Below are 16305 nucleotides of genomic sequence, written 5' to 3'. Positions count from 1 at the left end.
TAGGGGCGGGTGCGCCCCTATTCCAATTTGGATTTGGTGCTGGGCGCATTCATGCATTGTAGACCTTTCAGGTTTTGTGAGCGTTATGTGAGGCAAAGCTACTGTTTGAATGGCTTCCTGACTGGACATCTCAGCCTTCGGTGGCCGCCCTTTTCAGTGCTGAAGCCCAATCCTCTAGATGGCTGTCATAATACGGGCCTTGTTCGGATTTGAAGACTACGACACCATGGGAGTTGAGAACGTACAATCGTTCTGGCACCCCAGCGTAATCGTCGTTAATCCGGTTATCTGGCCAATCTAGGACTACTTTACTGTCGAATCTGTAGGCTCTTCGCCAGTCGTGGGCCACCTTTGCCCTCTCTTTCATACTCACTGGCTGAGAATACATGATGTGGTCTGCACGGTTTGAGTTTGTGTTCCATCCGTCCGTCGGGTGTGCCTCCAAAGTATAAACAAAGAGAAACTGAACCTTGTTTTCATAATCAGCTATCAACTGTTTCATACGCTCAGATTGACGGCGAAAAATAGGACATGTGTAGCTTCCGAAAATTATTGAGGCAGGGGCACCACGAAGATCAGATATGCTCAAAAGGTCTGATGAGACACTACCATCCGAATGCAAAACATACGCCGAGAAATCAGGCGCGGATTGGCCGACATGCGCTTCGCATTTCTTCTCGCCAGCCTCGGCTTGATCCAGATAGTCACGAAATGCAGCTTTACTAAGGCTCATCGCGTTTTCGAATTCTGCGTCGGACATGTCGTCCATTTGATCACGCATTTCGAATGCAATTTTGCTCATCTTCCGTTCCTCCGCCATTTCATAGCTAACATGTATGGGCAAAAAACGCGAAGGCGAGACGAGTCCAGTCTTTCCTTTGGCAAAAACTGCTTTTGTAGTGATGCACCAGAGGTCGAAGCCGCAAATCTAAATCAGAGACTGCTACTAAAAATTAAAGCCCCGGTCGTGAACCGGGGCTATCTTGTCATTTTAACTCTGCGTCGTCTTAGGCCAGCATGGCAATCGGGTTTTCCAGATTGTCGACGATAGCGTTCAGCAGGTTGGCGCCAAGGGCTCCGTCGATGACGCGGTGGTCAACCGACATGGTCACCGACATCACGGTGGCCACCATCAACTCGCCATCTTCGCCAACCACGGGCTGCTTCTTGCCCGCGCCCACGGCCAGGATACCAGCGTGGGGTGGGTTCACGATGGCGTCGAAATTGTCGATGCCAAACATGCCCAGGTTGGAGATCGCAAAAGAACCGCCCTGATATTCATGCGGCGCCAGTTTGCGGTCACGCGCACGCGAGGCCATGTCCTTCATCTGGGTCGACAAGGACGACAGCGATTTGCTGTCGGCGTCTTCCAGAACCGGGGTGAACAACCCGCCTTCGATGGCGACAGCAACTGCCACGTCGGATGCCTTCATCTGCAACACCCGATCACCGGCCCAGACCGCATTGGCCTCGGGCACCTGCTGCAGAGCGATGGCGACGGCCTTGATGATGAAGTCATTGACCGAAAGCTTCACACCACGTGTTTCCAGTTGCCCATTCAGCTGAGCGCGGAACTTGAGCAGAGCATCCAGCTGGATGTCGCGGCGCAGATAGAAATGCGGGATAGTCTGCTTGGCCTCGGACAGGCGCGCGGCGATGGTCTTGCGCATACCGTCGAGCGAGACTTCCTCGTAGTCGCGGCCTTCGTACATCTTGGCGACCATATCGGCCGATGGGCCGGTCGGTGCAGCAGTAGCGGCAGGGGCCGCAGCCGGGGCAGCGGCTGGTTTTGGTGCTGCAACGGCGTTTTCAACATCTGCCTTGACGATACGCCCACGCGGGCCTGAACCGGTCAGGGTTGCCAGATCCAGACCTTTATCTGCTGCGATACGGCGGGCAAGGGGCGATGCAAAGATGCGGGTGCCATCTGCCGCTGCCGGTGCCGCCGGGGCAGGAACTGCGGGAGCAGGAGAGGGCGCCGCTGCGGGCCCCGGCTCTGCTGGTGCAGAGGCTGCGGCTGGGGCCGCGGGGGCCGCGATATCATCGGCGCTTTCGCCGTCTTCCAGCAACACGGCAATCGCGACGTTGACTTTGACGCCTTCGGTGCCTTCGGCAACCAATATCTTGCCAACAACACCTTCGTCCACGGCTTCAAATTCCATGGTGGCTTTATCGGTTTCAATCTCGGCGATCAGGTCACCTGAGTTTACGGTGTCGCCTTCTTTGACCAGCCATTTGGCCAGGGTGCCTTCCTCCATGGTGGGGGACAGGGCGGGCATCAGAATTTCTGTAGGCATAGCTCTGTCTCCTTACCGGTAGGTCACTTGTTTCACGGCAGCAATCACCTCTTCGGTGGTGATCAGCGCGTGTTTTTCAAGGTTGGCGGCGTATGGCATGGGCACGTCTTTGCCGGTGCAGGTGATCACTGGGGCGTCGAGATAGTCAAACGCCTGCTGCATCACTTCGGAGGCGATGTAGGAGCCCACAGAGCCCTGTGGCCAGCCTTCTTCTACAGTCACCAGACGGTTAGTTTTCATCACCGATTTGATCACGGTTGGCAGATCCATCGGGCGCAGGGTGCGCAGGTCGATGACCTCGGCGGAAATACCGTCCTCGGCCAGCTTGTCAGCCGCCTCAAGTGCGTATTGCATGCCGATGCCGAAGGAGACGATGGTCACGTCTGTGCCTTCACGCCAGATGCGGGCCTTGCCGAAGGGAACGGTGTAGTCATCCAGTTTGGGCACGTCGAAGGCGCGACCATAGAGGATTTCGTTTTCCAGGAAGATCACTGGGTTGGGATCGCGGATCGCTGATTTCAGCAGGCCCTTGGCATCGGACGCCGAGTAGGGCATCGCCACTTTCAGGCCGGGAATCTGCATGTACCAGGCGGCAAAATCCTGCGAGTGCTGTGCGCCTACACGCGCCGCTGCACCGTTGGCACCGCGGAACACCATGGGTGCGCCCATCTGACCGCCGGACATGTACAATGTCTTGGCCGCTGAGTTGATGATCTGGTCAATCGCCTGCATGGCGAAGTTGAAGGTCATGAACTCGACAATTGGCTTTAGCCCACCAAAGGCTGCACCCACGGCGATGCCGGTGAAACCGTGCTCGGTGATCGGTGTGTCGATAACGCGCTTGGCGCCGAATTCGTCCAGCAGGCCCTGAGAGATTTTGTAGGCGCCCTGATATTCGGCGACTTCTTCGCCCATCAGGTAGACGTCTTCGTCACCGCGCATCTCTTCGGCCATGGCATCGCGCAGGGCTTCGCGTACGGTGGTTTGAACCAGCTCGGTGCCTTCAGGCCAGTCTGGGCTGACGTCAGCGGCAGGGGCTGCTGGTGCGGCGGCCACGGCGGCGGGTGCTGCGGCTGGGGCTGGGGCCTCAACCTCGGCTGGGGCTGCAGAAGCGGCGGCTGGAGTAGCGTCCAGCGCTTCACCTTCTTCGACCAGAATGGCGATGGCGGTGTTGACCTTAACGGCTTCGGTGCCCTCGGCGATCAAGATTTTGCCGATGATACCTTCGTCAACCGCTTCGAACTCCATCGTCGCCTTGTCGGTTTCAATCTCGGCCATTACGTCGCCCGAGTTTACAGTGTCGCCTTCCTTGACCAACCATTTGGCCAGGGTGCCTTCTTCCATGGTGGGAGACAGAGCGGGCATAAGAATTTCAGTTGCCATGTTTCAATCCCCTCAGGCGTAAATGTCGGTCCAGAGCTCTTCGAGCGCTGGTTCCGGGCTGGTGCGAGCAAAATCAGCGGCGTCGTTGACCGTTGCCTTGATTTCTTTGTCGATCGCCTTGAGGTCGTCCTCGGTGGCGTATTTATTGTCGAGCAGCATGGCGCGGATCTGTTCGATCGGGTCACGCTCTTCGCGCATTTTCTGCACTTCTTCGCGGGTACGATACTTGGCCGGATCCGACATCGAGTGACCGCGGTAGCGGTAGGTCTTGACCTCAAGAATGTAGGGGCCTTTGCCCGAGCGGCAGTGGGCGACAGCGCGTTCGCCGGCTTCTTTGACGGCCAGAACGCTCATCCCGTCGACGGCTTCTCCGGGGATGCCAAAGGCCTCGCCACGGGTGTAGATGTCTGGTGTTTTGGAGGATCGCTGTTGCGATGTGCCCATGGCGTATTGGTTGTTTTCAATGACAAAAATCACCGGCAGGTCCCAAAGCGCGGCCATGTTGAAGGTCTCATAGACCTGACCCTGGTTCGATGCACCGTCACCGAAGTAGGTAAAGGTCACGCGACCGTTGTCTTTGTATTTGTCGGCAAAGGCCAGACCGGCGCCGATTGGCACTTGGGCACCAACGATGCCGTGGCCGCCGTAGAAATGCTTCTCTTTCGAGAACATGTGCATTGAGCCGCCTTTACCCTTGGACAAGCCGCCTTCGCGTCCGGTGAGTTCAGCCATAACGCCGCCAGCGTCCATGCCGCAGGCCAACATGTGGCCGTGGTCGCGGTAAGAGGTCAGGCGCTTGTCGCCTTCCTCGGCTGCGGCCTCAAGACCCACAACAACCGCTTCTTGGCCGATGTACAGGTGGCAGAACCCGCCGATCAGGCCCATGCCGTAAAGCTGACCGGCTTTTTCTTCGAATCGACGGATCAGAAGCATCGAGCGGTAATGCTCTGTCAGCTCCTCGGCGGAAACATTTGTTTTCTTAACGCTTTTCTTCGCAGCCATGGTGGCGAACTCCCCCTGCAGGCTAGATAGTTTAGTGTTAAACTATCTCTTAAAGGATTTTTTGTCGAGACGCGAGTATTATTGTTGCGCGCCCGCGAAACGGGCCGTGTTTTGCTGTTTTCCATCGCAAATGCTAGGACGGGAGCGTAGATTTGAAAACAGTGATTTGCTTATTTGTAAGGGAAAAGTGACTTGGAAGACTCGGCTTCGCCTATGGTGCTGATAACAGCTGGCAAGACGTCACTGTGGCGACAGTTATGTAAAGACAGCTTGGTTGAAAACGAAATGGGGCTTCGCGCCGACCTGAGGTTTGTTGAGGAGCCTCGTTTTATCGGTGCCGATGAAGACGCCTTGAGAGGGGTGTTTCCATATCCGGAGGCGGTGGTCATTTTTGTGGTAGATGATCTAACGCTGGCACGGGATGGACGACCAGTTCTATGCATTGATCCTGAAGGTCAGGCGCCGTCATTTCGGGCGGAGCTGAGCGAGATCTGGCAGGTTGATAACAACCTGTCGACCGGCAACCTGTTGTTTGATGAGATCGTGGAAAACTGCGTGGAGCAGGGGTATCTGAAACCAATCGCGGAAGATTAGCGGATGACGATTTCGTCAGCGCGCAACACACCCAAAACCGAGCGGGTCTGTTCATCCAGTAGATCAAGATCGAGATAGTCGTCGGAGAGGCGACGCGTTAGGTTTTCCATCTGGGCGATTTCAAGTTCCAGCTGGGTGAGATCACGGCTCAAGGTCTCTGCCTCTGCCGCGATCTCGACCCTGCGAAACAACCCGTAGTCCCCTTGCACAGCCGCAAAGGTAAAGTAGGCGCTGAGCGCAAATGCGGCGGCAAAGAACGACAAAGAACCAATGCCTGGTCGGTGAGTACGGGTCACGTGGATAGCCTGTATGTACTGCTCAAGTTTTTGTAGCGCCGGTTGATCCGACGTCTGCAATTGTTATGGCACAGGTGATTCGTCTTGTGAATCCCCTTTGAGTCCAATGTCCTAAGTTTTTTCCCGTTAAGGGTTTGGAAAGGGTTTTAGGGGGTGGCCCGGTGGGCCACTGCCTCTGGCTGGGATATTAGCGGCCAGATGAAAACGGACCCCGGAATTATGTAGGATTTGCCTTGTGTTAACCATGTTCGCCGCCGCAGCGCTGGCAATTCCGAGCAAGGGGCTTGCTGGGAAATGATAGCGGTAGCGGCGGAATGAGTGGGACCTGAAAGGCGGCGTTAGCGAGTCAATGCTGCAACACCTGGCAGGGTTTTTCCTTCCATCCACTCGAGGAACGCGCCGCCGGCGGTGGAGATATAGGTGAAATCATTGGCCACATTGGCCTGATTCAGCGCGGCAACAGTATCGCCGCCACCGGCAACGGACGTCAGGCTGCCTGCTTTGGTCAGTTCCGCTGCTTTTTGCGCGGCCGCATTGGTGGCAGCATCAAAGGGGGCAATTTCAAAGGCCCCCATTGGGCCGTTCCAGATTAGCGTCTTGGAGGTTGCCAGAACATCAGCCACAGCAGCCACAGTGGCGGGGCCAGCATCCAGGATCATAGCATCCGCAGGGCAGGCAGAGGCGGCGACGGTTTCATTGTCGGCACCGGCCTTGAATTCACGCGCCACAACAACGTCGCTGGGCAGAACGATCTTGCAGCCGGTGCTGTTGGCCTTGGCCATGATCTGCAGCGCGGTTTCAGTCATGTCATGTTCGCAGAGCGATTTGCCGACGTCGATGCCCTGAGCCGCGAGGAAGGTGTTAGCCATGCCGCCGCCGATGACCAGATTGTCGACCTTTTCGACCAAATTGCCGAGCAGTTCTAGCTTGGAGGAAACCTTGGCACCGCCAACTACGGCTGTCACCGGGCGGATGGGTTGACCCAGTGCGCCCTCTAGCGCGGAAAGCTCGGCCTGCATCAGGCGGCCAGCGCAGGCTGGCAGCAGTTGTGCCAGACCTTCGGTTGAGGCATGGGCACGGTGGGCGGCTGAAAACGCATCATTGCAATAGATGTCGCCCAGTTTGCCCATCTCGGCTGCCAGGTCTGCATCGTTCTTTTCTTCGCCAGGTTGGAAACGGGTGTTTTCCAGCAGCAGGATCTCACCCTTGTTCAGGGCGCCAACTGCGGCCTCGGCGGCGGGGCCGCGGCAATCGGCGCAGAACACCACAGGGGCGCCAAAGGTGGCTTCAAGTGCACCAACAAGGGGGCGCAGCGACATCTCGGGGACGACTTTGCCCTTGGGTCGGCCAAAATGTGCCAACAGGATCGGGGTACCACCCTGGGCCAGAATATCAGCAACGCTGGGGGCGACGCGGCGGATGCGGGTGTCGTCGCTAACCTGACCGTTTTCCATAGGCACGTTGATATCCACGCGCAGCAAAACCTTTTTGCCAGCCAGTTCCATGTCGTCCAGCGTGTTCCAACCCATGTCGGTCTCCTTGCAAAATCTCATGTCAATTTGGGCTGTGTTTCGGGGCTTTTTCCTTCAAGGTCAATGCTCCCTTGGCAATTGGCGGCGTGCAGCTTAGGTATCTGCCTAAATATACAAGACAGGAGAGCCACATGGCCGAGATCAAAGATCCCGAAAACACAGTTATCATCGAGCTGAAGGATGGCAATGTTGTCATCGAACTGCTGCCCGATGTTGCCCCTCAGCATTCCGAGCGCATGAAAGAGCTGGCCCGTGGTGGTGAGTATGACAATGTCTGCTTTCACCGCGTGATCGACGGCTTCATGGCGCAGACCGGCGATGTGGCTAATGGCGACATGGAAGACGGCTTTAACCTGCGAAGCGCCGGTACTGGCGGTTCGGACAAGCCAGACCTGCCTGCTGAGTTCTCTAAGCTGCCACACGACCGTGGTACCTTGGGTGCGGCACGTTCGGCCAACCCAAACAGCGCCAACTCGCAGTTTTTCATCAACTTTGGTGACAACCATTTCCTGAACGGCCAGTACACCGTTTATGGCCGCGTGATTGAAGGCATGGAGCATGTCGACGCCATCACCCGTGGTGAGCCACCTGCGGAGCCAGATCGGATGATTTCGGTCAAGGTTGCAGCAGATGCTTAAATACGCAGCAGCCTTTGCCCTGATGGCAAGCCCTGCGCTGTCATCGGGTATTGAGATCATGATCGAAGGCGAAGGTGCCAACGGTAAGGTTGTGATCGACCTGTTCGAAGACGTAGCCCCCAAGCATGTGGAGCAGATCACCGCCCTGGCGGCTGATGGCAAATATGATGGGGTGGTGTTCCACCGTGTTATCGAAGGATTCATGGCACAAACTGGCGACGTCCAATATGGCCGGATTGGTGAAGACATGAGCCGCGCTGGAACTGGTGGTTCGGAGCTGGGCTATGTCGACGCTGAGTTTTCGAACCTGCCGTTTGACGCTGGTGTTGTTGGTATGGCGCGTGCGCAGGACCCAAACAGTGCAAACTCGCAGTTCTTTATCATGTTTGATGCCGGCTACTTCCTGAACGGTCAGTACACCGTTGTGGGTAAGGTGACCGAAGGCATGGATGTGGTTCAGATGATCAAGCGTGGCCAGCCTGGGTCGGGCGCTGTTATTGGGCAGCCTGATGTTATGAAATCGGTAACCGTTACCGAGTAAATTGCAGCTACTTCCTGGGGAAGTACTGCAGCTTAGAATCGTGAGCAGCCGGGGCGTCGGCTGCTCACGATTTTTTTTGGTGTAAGTGAACCTGTAACAGCGCATTCTGAGGCCAGACCCGGAGGTGCATTATGCTACTGAGATCCATTGTTGTGGGGCTGCTGGTTGTGCTGGTTGGCCAAGCAAGTGCCGATCCGGAACAGTGGAAGCGCGAGTGGCCGAAGACGGATTTTAACAAATCAAATGTTGGCGGGTGGAATGAGATCCTGTCGGGAGGGCCGCCCAAAGATGGTATTCCGGCGCTAAGCGATCCGCAATTTCTGCGCGCCAGTCAGGAAACCCGTATTGGCGAGCGGGAACCTGTGATTACCGTTGAGCTGGCCGGGCAGGTGCCGCGCGCCTATCCGTTGCGCTATCTGACCTGGCATGAAATTGTAAATGACCGCATTGGCAACGTACCGATTGCAGTGACCTTTTGTCCGCTGTGCAACTCGGGGATGACGTTTGACAGGCGCACCCGTGCTGGTGTGCTGAGTTTTGGGGTGTCGGGCAAGCTGCGCAATTCGGACATGGTGATGTATGACCGCGAAACCGAGAGCTGGTGGCAACAGGCAATCGGGCAAGGGATTGTTGGGGAACTGACCGGGGTCCAATTGACGGCACTGCCAAGCTGGATGGAAAGCTGGCAAGAGTTTCAAAGTCGCAATCCAGATGGCTTGGTGATGGCCGAACCGTCGTACAATCGGTCTTATGGTCGTAACCCGTATCGCGGTTATGACAGTTCTGCGCGCCCGTTCCTGTACAATGGCGAAATGCCGCCGCATGGCATTCGCCCCCTGGCGCGGGTTGTACGTGTGGGAGAACGAGCCTGGCCGCTAAACAGACTAGCTGAAGAGGGCGAAGTGAAAGAATCGGGTGTGGTGATCAGCTGGCAATCCGGGCAGGCCTCGGCGTTGGATACGGCAAAGATTTCAAAGGGGCGCGATGTTGGGTCCATTCGGGTGAGCAACCCTCAGGGGCAGGATTTAGCCCACGACGTGATGTTTGCCTTTGCGTTTCATGCGTTCTGGCCAGATGGAAAATGGATGTTGGGGCAGCAATAGTGCGGCGTGTCTGCTGTGAAGCTGAGACTGGGAATGCCGTTTGCACAGCCTCTGACACGAATGTTAGGATTGGCTTTGCCGCTGATTAAAACTAAGTATTACAACAGGTGTTCGGACGAGTTAAAACTGTTTAGACACCTTAACGAAATAGCGCGGCACCCAGGGGCACCGCGCGGAGTATAATGAACTTTCGACTGCTGCCACTCACGAACATTGCAGTCGGACTAGAGAAATGATTAGCTATTTTTACGTTAGTGTCAATGTGAGACTTTCAATTTTATAGCGTGTAGGGGTTTTGCGATCATGTATTGGTTGAATTTTGTTAGTGTTATGAGGGTGGGGTGAATGTCAGAAATATCTAAATTGGCGGAACTCCGAAAGCTGATGTTGGAAATGGAGCGTTCGATGGGGCTTCAGGATCTGTCATCGGTGGAGCGAGATGTCTATTATGCCGCTACTGATCTTGCCGATCCTCCCGGTGGTGTGAATACCAACACCCTGATCCAGCATAGTTTGGTCGCGGATGTGTCGCGTCCAACTTTCTTCCGCGCATTGAAAGCACTCGTGGGTAAGGGGTACCTTGATCAAGACCCGGTAACACGACGCGGCCAATATGTCGTGAAAACACCCAAGTAAGCGTTAAGTCATTCAAATGACTGATAGATCAGCGATAACAGGTCTAGCCCAAGAGATTTTTCTGGTTTCCATGGCCTATGTTGTGGCCTTTGGCGTGACCTACAAGGTGCTGATGCCGGTTCAGGGCCTGTGGTTTCCAGAGTTTTCCAGCCGGGCCAGCCTGCTGTTTCTTCCTCATGGTGTGCGGGTTTTGTCGGCTTGGCTGTTGGGGTGGCGATCGGTGGTTGCGCTGTTGCCCGGCGTGATAGCAGTGTTTGTCTACGTGGCCGGGGCAGGCGCATTGGAGCCGAGCCGCTTGATTGCGATACTTGTTGCTGTGACTGTTCCAGCGACGACATTTCATATTTTTGGTGTGTTGAGGTGGAACTTGTCGCCCGGAGCCGGGAAGTCGCCCTGTTGGTCCTGTGTGATGACGGCGGGGCTGGTGATTTCAGTGCTCACTTCGTTGGCCACAAACTGGGCCTTTGGTAGTGCGTCTGAGGACTATTTCGCCTATTTGATCGGGGATATCTTTGGGCTGTTTTTCCTGATGTTATTCCTGATGTTTGTGTTCCGTATGCTACGTCGCCGCAGCTAGGGGATCTGCTGGATCGCAAACCCCCTGTCTTTGTTTCAGGACTAGAGGGGGGCCTTGGCCCTGAGGGACCAAGGCTGGGCTGGCCATTTGGCAAACATGACCAGATTGCCCAGCATGGTAAGCGTGACGCCTGCAATGGCGGTGAGCTCCCATTGGTAGCCCTCGAACAGTGTCGACATCAGCAGGGCCACTACTGGAAATAGTACTGTGGCATAGGCGGCGCGATCTGAGCCGATGCGGGCGACCATCATCAGGTAGGTGGTGAAGCCAATGACCGAGCCAACCACCGACAGATAGACCAAAGCACCAAGATAGGTTGGGCTGGTGGGCAGTGTTATCGCAGTGTCGCTTAGCCAGATTATGGTCAAGAGGATGAGCGATCCGACCCCCATGCCCCAGGCATTGGCGGTGATTGGGGTTACGCCCACGGCACTGTTTTTGCGCGACATCATATTACCAAGCGAAAACATCAGCGTCCCGGCTGTGGCCCAGGCGATGCCCTGAAGGATATCTGGATCGATGTCGACCGCCAGATCGTTCCAGAACAGCAAGATCAAACCAGCTACTCCGATGGCGGCTGCCAAGACTGCGCGTGGCTTTACGGTGTCGCCAAAGATGAGGCGGGCATTGATGGCGTTGAACAGGGTGGCCAGTGAGAAGATCACTGAAACAAGCCCCGAGGGCATCAGCTGCGTCGCCTTGTAGAAACATAGAAAGTTGAAGCTGAACAGGCACATGGCTTGCAAGACAACAAACCGCCATTGGCGCGGCAGGTGCAGGCGGCCCAACAGGGCCAGAACCGTTAAAAAGATCACCGCAGCCAGGGCAAAGCGGTAGAACACCGAAACGACGACATCGATTGGCCCAAGCTGCCAGGCTATGGCGATCCAGGTGGTGCCCCAGATCAGAACGGTTGCGGTGAAGAGTGTGATATTAAGCATGGAGCGTCCCTTTCCCAGCCGAGATAGGTGGGGGGGGGGCGCAGGTCTTGCACGATCTTGCGGTAAAGTTTAGCGGCCATGGTGACAAAGGGAGGTCTGTTTCATAGGTAGGGGCCAAGAGGACCTGACTATGAAACAGCGCGTAGATGAGTTTTTGTCTGCATCCAGAAATGCCCAACAGGTTGCTGGATTGGATCTGGGTGGCGGGCGTCGCATTGCGATCTGGCAAAACAGCCAGGACGAAGTGCGCTATGACTCGACCCAGGGGCATGCTTTTAGTTTCTATCTAAAGGGAGGCCAGGGGTCGCGTCGGGTGGACGGCAAGGTGCGCGCGGGTTGGCCGGGGGCGTTGTGTGTGCTGCCCGAGGGGCACTCGTCAGAATGGGAGATCTCTGCGCCATTCCAGTTTGTGCATCTTTATGTGCCGGATGAGGCGCTGCGGGCGGCCTATGCGCGGACCCATGATCGCGATGCGCGGCTGCTGGATATGAGTGAGCGGACTTTTGCCACATCGGACGAAATTGGCCGTGCATTGCAGTCCCTAGCGGGGGCGGCGCAGTCCGAAGATGTACTGGCGGCGGATGAGGGATTCGCGGAACTAGTGGCCAGATTGCCGGATCATCAGGCGGGGCTAATGGGCGGACTTTCCCCCAAAGTGTTGCGCGATGTGGATGACTGGATAGAGGCCCATCTGGCTGAAGAGATCCGCCTGAAGGATCTGGCGAAATTGTCCGAGTTGTCCGAGTTTCATTTCCACCGCATGTTCAAGCTGTCGAGAGGGATGGCGCCGCATCGTTGGGTAATGCTGTGCCGGGTCTTGCGTGCAAAGATCCTGTTGCGAGATGTGCCAGTGGCCCAAGTGGCAGCTGCCTGTGGGTTTTCCAGCCAGAGCCATTTGACCCGCAGTTTTAAAGCGCAAATGGGGCTGACTCCGGGGCAATATTGCAAGGCAATTACCTGATACAAAAAAACGCCGCTGGATCTCTCCAGCGGCGTTTGAATTCTAAGAACAGATAAACCTGTTCTGCGTGGTGTTTAGCCTTCGGCTTTGGCCGGTGCGGGCTTGGCAGCTGGGGCAGCCGCTGGCCTGGCGGCTGGTGCCGCTGCGCGACCTGGGTTCAGGGGGTCGTCTTGACGCTGAACAGAGCCTTCGAAATGCGCACCGCTTTCGATTGCGATGGTCTTGTGGATGATGTCGCCTTCGACCCGTGCAGTCGATGTCAGACGCACCTTAAGACCACGCACACGACCTACGATTCGGCCATTGATGACCACATCGTCAGCGGTCACTTCGCCTTTGATTGTCGCAGATTCGCCAATGGTGAGCAGGTGGGCGCGGATATCGCCTTCGACTGTGCCTTCGACTTGAATGTCGCCGGAGGTCTTCATGTTGCCAGTGACGTGCAGGTCAGAGGACAGAATAGATGCCGGTGGCTTGGCCTTTGGTGCGCTGGCCTTGAAATCGCTTTTAGCCGGAGCAGCTGGGGCCGACGTCGGGGCCGTTGCTGCCGGATTTGCCGTAGCTTCTGGAGCCTTGGCGCCGGGTTCGTTGATTTTGCTTTTAGAAAACATTTCGTGCAGCCTTGATATAGATCATCGGGTTAACTGGGTTTCCATTGACCCGAACCTCGTAGTGGAGGTGGGTCCCGGTGGACCGTCCGGTGTTACCCATATCACTGATGTGATCCCCGCGCGAGACCCTTTGGCCGACGCGAACGCGGATATTCGAATTATGGGCGTATCGTGTTTCAATGCCAAAGGCATGTTGGATGGTGACGAGTTTGCCGTACCCCGATTGCCAGCCGGCCTGGGTGACAACACCATCGGCAGTGGCAAAAATATCGGTGCCAGAGCGACCGGCAAAATCAGAGCCCTTGTGCAGGCGTCGACCACCGGTTTTGGGGTCGCGGCGATAGCCATAGCCCGAGGTCTGGCGCACAAGCCCCAGATTGACCGGGGTGGCAAATGGCGCCTGCTGGGCGGCAATGCGATAGAGGTTCAACTGGTCCATCTGATTGAGCAACAGATTGGCACGCAACTCATCCGCAGTGGGTTCTTCACCGCGAGTGGACAGGGCTAAAGGGGTCAGCGGACCGCCCTGGCCGCTGTATCCGCGCCGCACCTGCTCCAGGATACGGTCGGTGGGCATTCCGGCAGAGCGGAACATCTTGTCGAGGGGTTCAACCGAGATCGCCATCGCCTCTTCGAGCTGGCGGAAAATCTGGTTGTTGCGTTCATCCATCAGCCGGATTTCTTTTTCCAGCGCGTCGCGTGCATCGAGGGCAGCCTGTGCGTCAGCCAGGATCTGATCCCGTTCCTGTGCGGTTTCTGCCAGAGCCGTTGCGACAAACTCGATTTGCTCAGGGGCCGCTGCGGATTGCGCATGGGCGTTCGGATCTGCGTCAGCCTGTTGCAGCTGGGTCAACTGATCGCGCGCGCTTTCGCGGTCTTGCATAGTTTCGCGCAGGGTTGCTTGGATCACCTCAATTCCGGTTTCCAACTCGCGGCGGCGGGTTTCGGACGCAAGAAGTTCGGACTGCATCAAGGAAATCTGAGCCAAAGCCGCATTAAAGCGACCCTGCGCGGCCAGAGCCTCGACTGCGCGATTGTCGCGCTCAACCGATAGTGCATTCAGGCGATCACGATAGGTTTGCTGATCCCGCTTGGCTTGCTCGCGAAAGTTGCCCGAGCCGATACCATCCATCAGTACAATGGCGGTGGCGACAATGCCCCAGGCCACAATGACACAGGTGCCAGCAACCGCAATAAGCTGCGTTTCTGGACGCAGGCGGATAAAGCGCGTGTCGGTGTCTGATTTCAGGAAAACGCGGCGCTCGGGAAAGCGGCGCTCGAGAAAGCTGTGAATTCGTATTGCCAGACGTGTGCGCACGCGCAGATCCTTGTCTCGTCCCAAGATAAAAGGTCCGTCGCCTGTGTGGCGTCAGCCCTTCGGTCGTCATGAATAGCCAGCCTGTGGCGATTGGGCAAGCCTGTTGACCAAACTCAGCCAAACGCAGCCGCAATTACACGGGAATAAGCGGTTTCCTGCCACATGGATTTTTACAGCCAAATCCACGGGTTGGCGGTTATCGCTAGGTGTTACCTGTATCCGGTTCGCGCTCTGTCAGGGGCCAGTAGAAGTCAGGCGGGATGCCAGCGTCGGCCCGTTTTTCTTCGTTGAATGGAGGTTTGAGGGTGCTGTGGAAGTAGCGGCGCACCAGCTTGTGAAAGATCTCTTTGGGATCGGCGTTTTCACGCCCGCACAGGAAATGGAACCACTTGCTGCCATAGGCGACATGGGCAACCTCTTCGGCATAGATCACTTCGAGCGCTTCGATCACCTGCGGCAGCTTGGCCTGTTTGAAAATATTGATCATGCCGGGGGTAACATCCAGCCCGCGGGCTTCAAGAACCATGGGAACAACCGCCAAGCGGCCCATTAGGTCCTCGGCGGTGTCTTCTGCCGCGCGCCACATGCCCGCGTGGGCGGGCAGGGCACCATAGTGGCTGCCCAGGCTTTCAAGGCAGTCACAGACCAGATTGAAGTGCTTGGATTCTTCGTCGGCGGATTTGACCCAGTCGTCGAAAAATCCCATTGGCATTGGCACATGAGAAAATCGAGCGATGATGTCCCAGTGCAGGTCTACGGCGTTTAGCTCGATATGAGCTACAGCATGCAGCAAGGCGATCCGGCCAGCCGGTGTCCCGGGTTTGCGCTTGGGGACATCCCGGGGTGACAGCAGTTCCGGGCGATCCGGCCGAGCAGGATGCATTGGTGGAGACGCGGTTCCAATCTCGATCGGCGCGCCAGATCCGGCGCGCGAGGCAAACCACTCGGCCGCATGGCGGCGTGACAGTGCGGTTTTTTCGTGCCCGTCGGCGGTGTTCAGAACTTCTGTGGCGCGCTTTGCAAGCGAAAGGTTGGTGTTGGTCATAGGTGTATTCCGGTGGTTTCAGCTCCGGCTTTCTTTGATTTCGACCGCTTTGTCCAGATCCCGACCGCGCCGCGCGTCTGCGCGGCGCCCGGCCCAACGGGAGCGGACTTAGAAAAAGTCCGCCGACGGGCGGGAGCTCCCGCGCCCACTGGGATCAGCAGAGCTGACCCCCGAATGGCCTTGGGCGTGGCGCTGAGCTTGCGCTCAGCGCGTGTGTGGCAAATTAGAGCGCTTGAACAGCGGCCAGGACGTCTTCGACATGACCGTCGACCTTGACCTTGCGCCAGATGCGGGCAATTCGGCCTTCGGCGTCGATCAGGAAGGTGGAGCGCTCGATGCCCCAGTGTTTCTTGCCGTACATGCTCTTTTCTTTCCACACGCCGTAGTCTTCGCAGGTGGTGTTGTCGGCGTCGGAAAGCAGCGGCGTGGTAAGGTTATGTTTGGCGACAAAATTGTCGTGTTTTTTTAGGCTATCCTTGGAGATGCCGAACACCAAAGCACCGGCATCAGCAAAAGCCTGCAACTGATTGGAAAATCCGATGGATTCCTTGGTGCAGCCCGGCGTATTATCACGAGGATAGAAAAACAGCACAAAGGGTTTGCCGCGCAAGCTTGCCAATGACACATCTTCTCCACCGCCATTTTGCGGTAAGCTGAAGTCGGGGGCTAAATCTGAGATATCGAGCATAAAACGTCTCCGTGGAATGGGCTGGGGACTGCCTGCCACAAAGCGGCGGGCGAAGGCAAAGGAAAAACTAGGATTACTGAGGTCAAGAAAATACCGGGTCCTGAGGCGGATCTAGACAGACCTGTCGCTGCGGACACAAAAC

The 16305-nt window shown here is 56.6% G+C and carries 18 protein-coding genes; 7 read left to right on the top strand and 11 right to left on the bottom strand.

Going from position 1 to position 16305, the window contains the following annotated elements; genetic code table 11:
- Positions 1-130: 130 nt before the first annotated feature.
- The 4 genes from AC2T28_RS07940 to pdhA form a co-directional block, all read right to left on the bottom strand.
- Positions 131-802 (bottom strand): deiodinase-like protein, encoded by a 672-nt coding sequence (locus AC2T28_RS07940; protein WP_486748438.1) that lies wholly within the window; start codon positions 800-802, stop codon positions 131-133.
- A 205-nt stretch (positions 803-1007) separates the two neighbouring features.
- On the bottom strand, positions 1008-2297 hold the full coding sequence (locus AC2T28_RS07935) for a pyruvate dehydrogenase complex dihydrolipoamide acetyltransferase (protein ID WP_486748437.1): 1290 nt from the start codon (positions 2295-2297) through the stop codon (positions 1008-1010).
- Positions 2298-2309: 12 nt separating this feature from the next.
- The gene (locus AC2T28_RS07930; RefSeq protein WP_486748436.1) at positions 2310-3680 is read right to left on the bottom strand and encodes a pyruvate dehydrogenase complex E1 component subunit beta; all 1371 of its coding nucleotides are present in this window, start codon (positions 3678-3680) and stop codon (positions 2310-2312) included.
- A gap of 12 nt (positions 3681-3692) precedes the next feature.
- Positions 3693-4682 (bottom strand): pyruvate dehydrogenase (acetyl-transferring) E1 component subunit alpha, encoded by a 990-nt coding sequence (gene pdhA, locus AC2T28_RS07925; protein ID WP_486748435.1) that lies wholly within the window; start codon positions 4680-4682, stop codon positions 3693-3695.
- A gap of 192 nt (positions 4683-4874) precedes the next feature.
- Here pdhA and AC2T28_RS07920 point away from each other — a divergent pair, with 192 nt between their 5' ends.
- Positions 4875-5276, top strand: a complete 402-nt coding sequence (locus AC2T28_RS07920) for a DUF6924 domain-containing protein (protein WP_486748434.1) — start codon at positions 4875-4877, stop codon at positions 5274-5276.
- On the opposite strand, the gene AC2T28_RS07915 is transcribed toward AC2T28_RS07920, so the two are convergent.
- Complete coding sequence (locus tag AC2T28_RS07915; protein ID WP_486748433.1) at positions 5273-5572, bottom strand: septum formation initiator family protein; 300 nt, start codon at positions 5570-5572, stop codon at positions 5273-5275. The two genes, AC2T28_RS07920 and AC2T28_RS07915, sit on opposite strands and share 4 nt — an antisense overlap.
- Before the next feature lie 338 nt (positions 5573-5910).
- Positions 5911-7101, bottom strand: a complete 1191-nt coding sequence (locus AC2T28_RS07910; RefSeq protein ID WP_486748432.1) for a phosphoglycerate kinase — start codon at positions 7099-7101, stop codon at positions 5911-5913.
- 134 nt (positions 7102-7235) lie between these two features.
- On the opposite strand from AC2T28_RS07910, the gene AC2T28_RS07905 reads away from it, so the two are divergent.
- The 5 genes from AC2T28_RS07905 to AC2T28_RS07885 all read left to right on the top strand — a co-directional run bounded on the left by AC2T28_RS07905 (position 7236) and on the right by AC2T28_RS07885 (position 10599).
- Positions 7236-7742, top strand: coding sequence for a peptidylprolyl isomerase (locus AC2T28_RS07905; protein ID WP_486748431.1), 507 nt, complete (start codon positions 7236-7238; stop codon positions 7740-7742).
- On the top strand, positions 7735-8283 hold the full coding sequence (locus AC2T28_RS07900; RefSeq protein WP_486748430.1) for a peptidylprolyl isomerase: 549 nt from the start codon (positions 7735-7737) through the stop codon (positions 8281-8283). The genes AC2T28_RS07905 and AC2T28_RS07900 overlap by 8 nt, the downstream gene beginning before the upstream one ends.
- Positions 8284-8414: 131 nt before the next feature.
- Positions 8415-9386: a DUF3179 domain-containing protein gene (locus AC2T28_RS07895; RefSeq protein ID WP_486748429.1), complete on the top strand. Its 972-nt coding sequence runs from the start codon at positions 8415-8417 to the stop codon at positions 9384-9386.
- A gap of 345 nt (positions 9387-9731) precedes the next feature.
- Entirely contained in the window at positions 9732-10022 is a 291-nt protein-coding gene (locus AC2T28_RS07890; RefSeq protein ID WP_486748428.1) for a hypothetical protein, read from the top strand.
- A gap of 16 nt (positions 10023-10038) precedes the next feature.
- Positions 10039-10599, top strand: coding sequence for a hypothetical protein (locus tag AC2T28_RS07885; protein ID WP_486748427.1), 561 nt, complete (start codon positions 10039-10041; stop codon positions 10597-10599).
- Positions 10600-10640: 41 nt separating this feature from the next.
- Here AC2T28_RS07885 and AC2T28_RS07880 read toward each other — a convergent pair whose 3' ends face one another.
- Positions 10641-11540 (bottom strand): DMT family transporter, encoded by a 900-nt coding sequence (locus tag AC2T28_RS07880; RefSeq protein WP_486748426.1) that lies wholly within the window; start codon positions 11538-11540, stop codon positions 10641-10643.
- A 130-nt stretch (positions 11541-11670) separates the two neighbouring features.
- Between AC2T28_RS07880 and AC2T28_RS07875 the strand changes: the two genes are divergently transcribed.
- Positions 11671-12501 (top strand): helix-turn-helix domain-containing protein, encoded by an 831-nt coding sequence (locus AC2T28_RS07875; RefSeq protein ID WP_486748425.1) that lies wholly within the window; start codon positions 11671-11673, stop codon positions 12499-12501.
- 74 nt (positions 12502-12575) lie between these two features.
- Here the strand turns inward: AC2T28_RS07875 and AC2T28_RS07870 are convergent, their stop codons facing one another.
- The 4 genes from AC2T28_RS07870 to AC2T28_RS07855 all read right to left on the bottom strand — a co-directional run bounded on the left by AC2T28_RS07870 (position 12576) and on the right by AC2T28_RS07855 (position 16163).
- Entirely contained in the window at positions 12576-13112 is a 537-nt protein-coding gene (locus tag AC2T28_RS07870) for a bactofilin family protein (protein ID WP_486748424.1), read from the bottom strand.
- Positions 13102-14430 carry a DUF5930 domain-containing protein gene (locus tag AC2T28_RS07865; protein WP_486748423.1) on the bottom strand — a complete coding sequence of 443 codons (1329 nt, stop codon included), beginning with the start codon at positions 14428-14430 and terminating at the stop codon, positions 13102-13104. The genes AC2T28_RS07870 and AC2T28_RS07865 overlap by 11 nt, the downstream gene beginning before the upstream one ends.
- A gap of 202 nt (positions 14431-14632) precedes the next feature.
- On the bottom strand, positions 14633-15475 hold the full coding sequence (locus tag AC2T28_RS07860; RefSeq protein ID WP_486748422.1) for a ferritin-like domain-containing protein: 843 nt from the start codon (positions 15473-15475) through the stop codon (positions 14633-14635).
- 223 nt (positions 15476-15698) lie between these two features.
- Complete coding sequence (locus AC2T28_RS07855) at positions 15699-16163, bottom strand: peroxiredoxin (RefSeq protein ID WP_486748421.1); 465 nt, start codon at positions 16161-16163, stop codon at positions 15699-15701.
- Between the last annotated feature and the right edge of the window lie 142 nt (positions 16164-16305).

It is taken from the genome of Parasedimentitalea nitratireducens, assembly GCF_057444295.1.
Note: the sequence above shows the minus strand (reverse complement) of the source record. Positions and strands in the feature narration are given on the sequence as shown.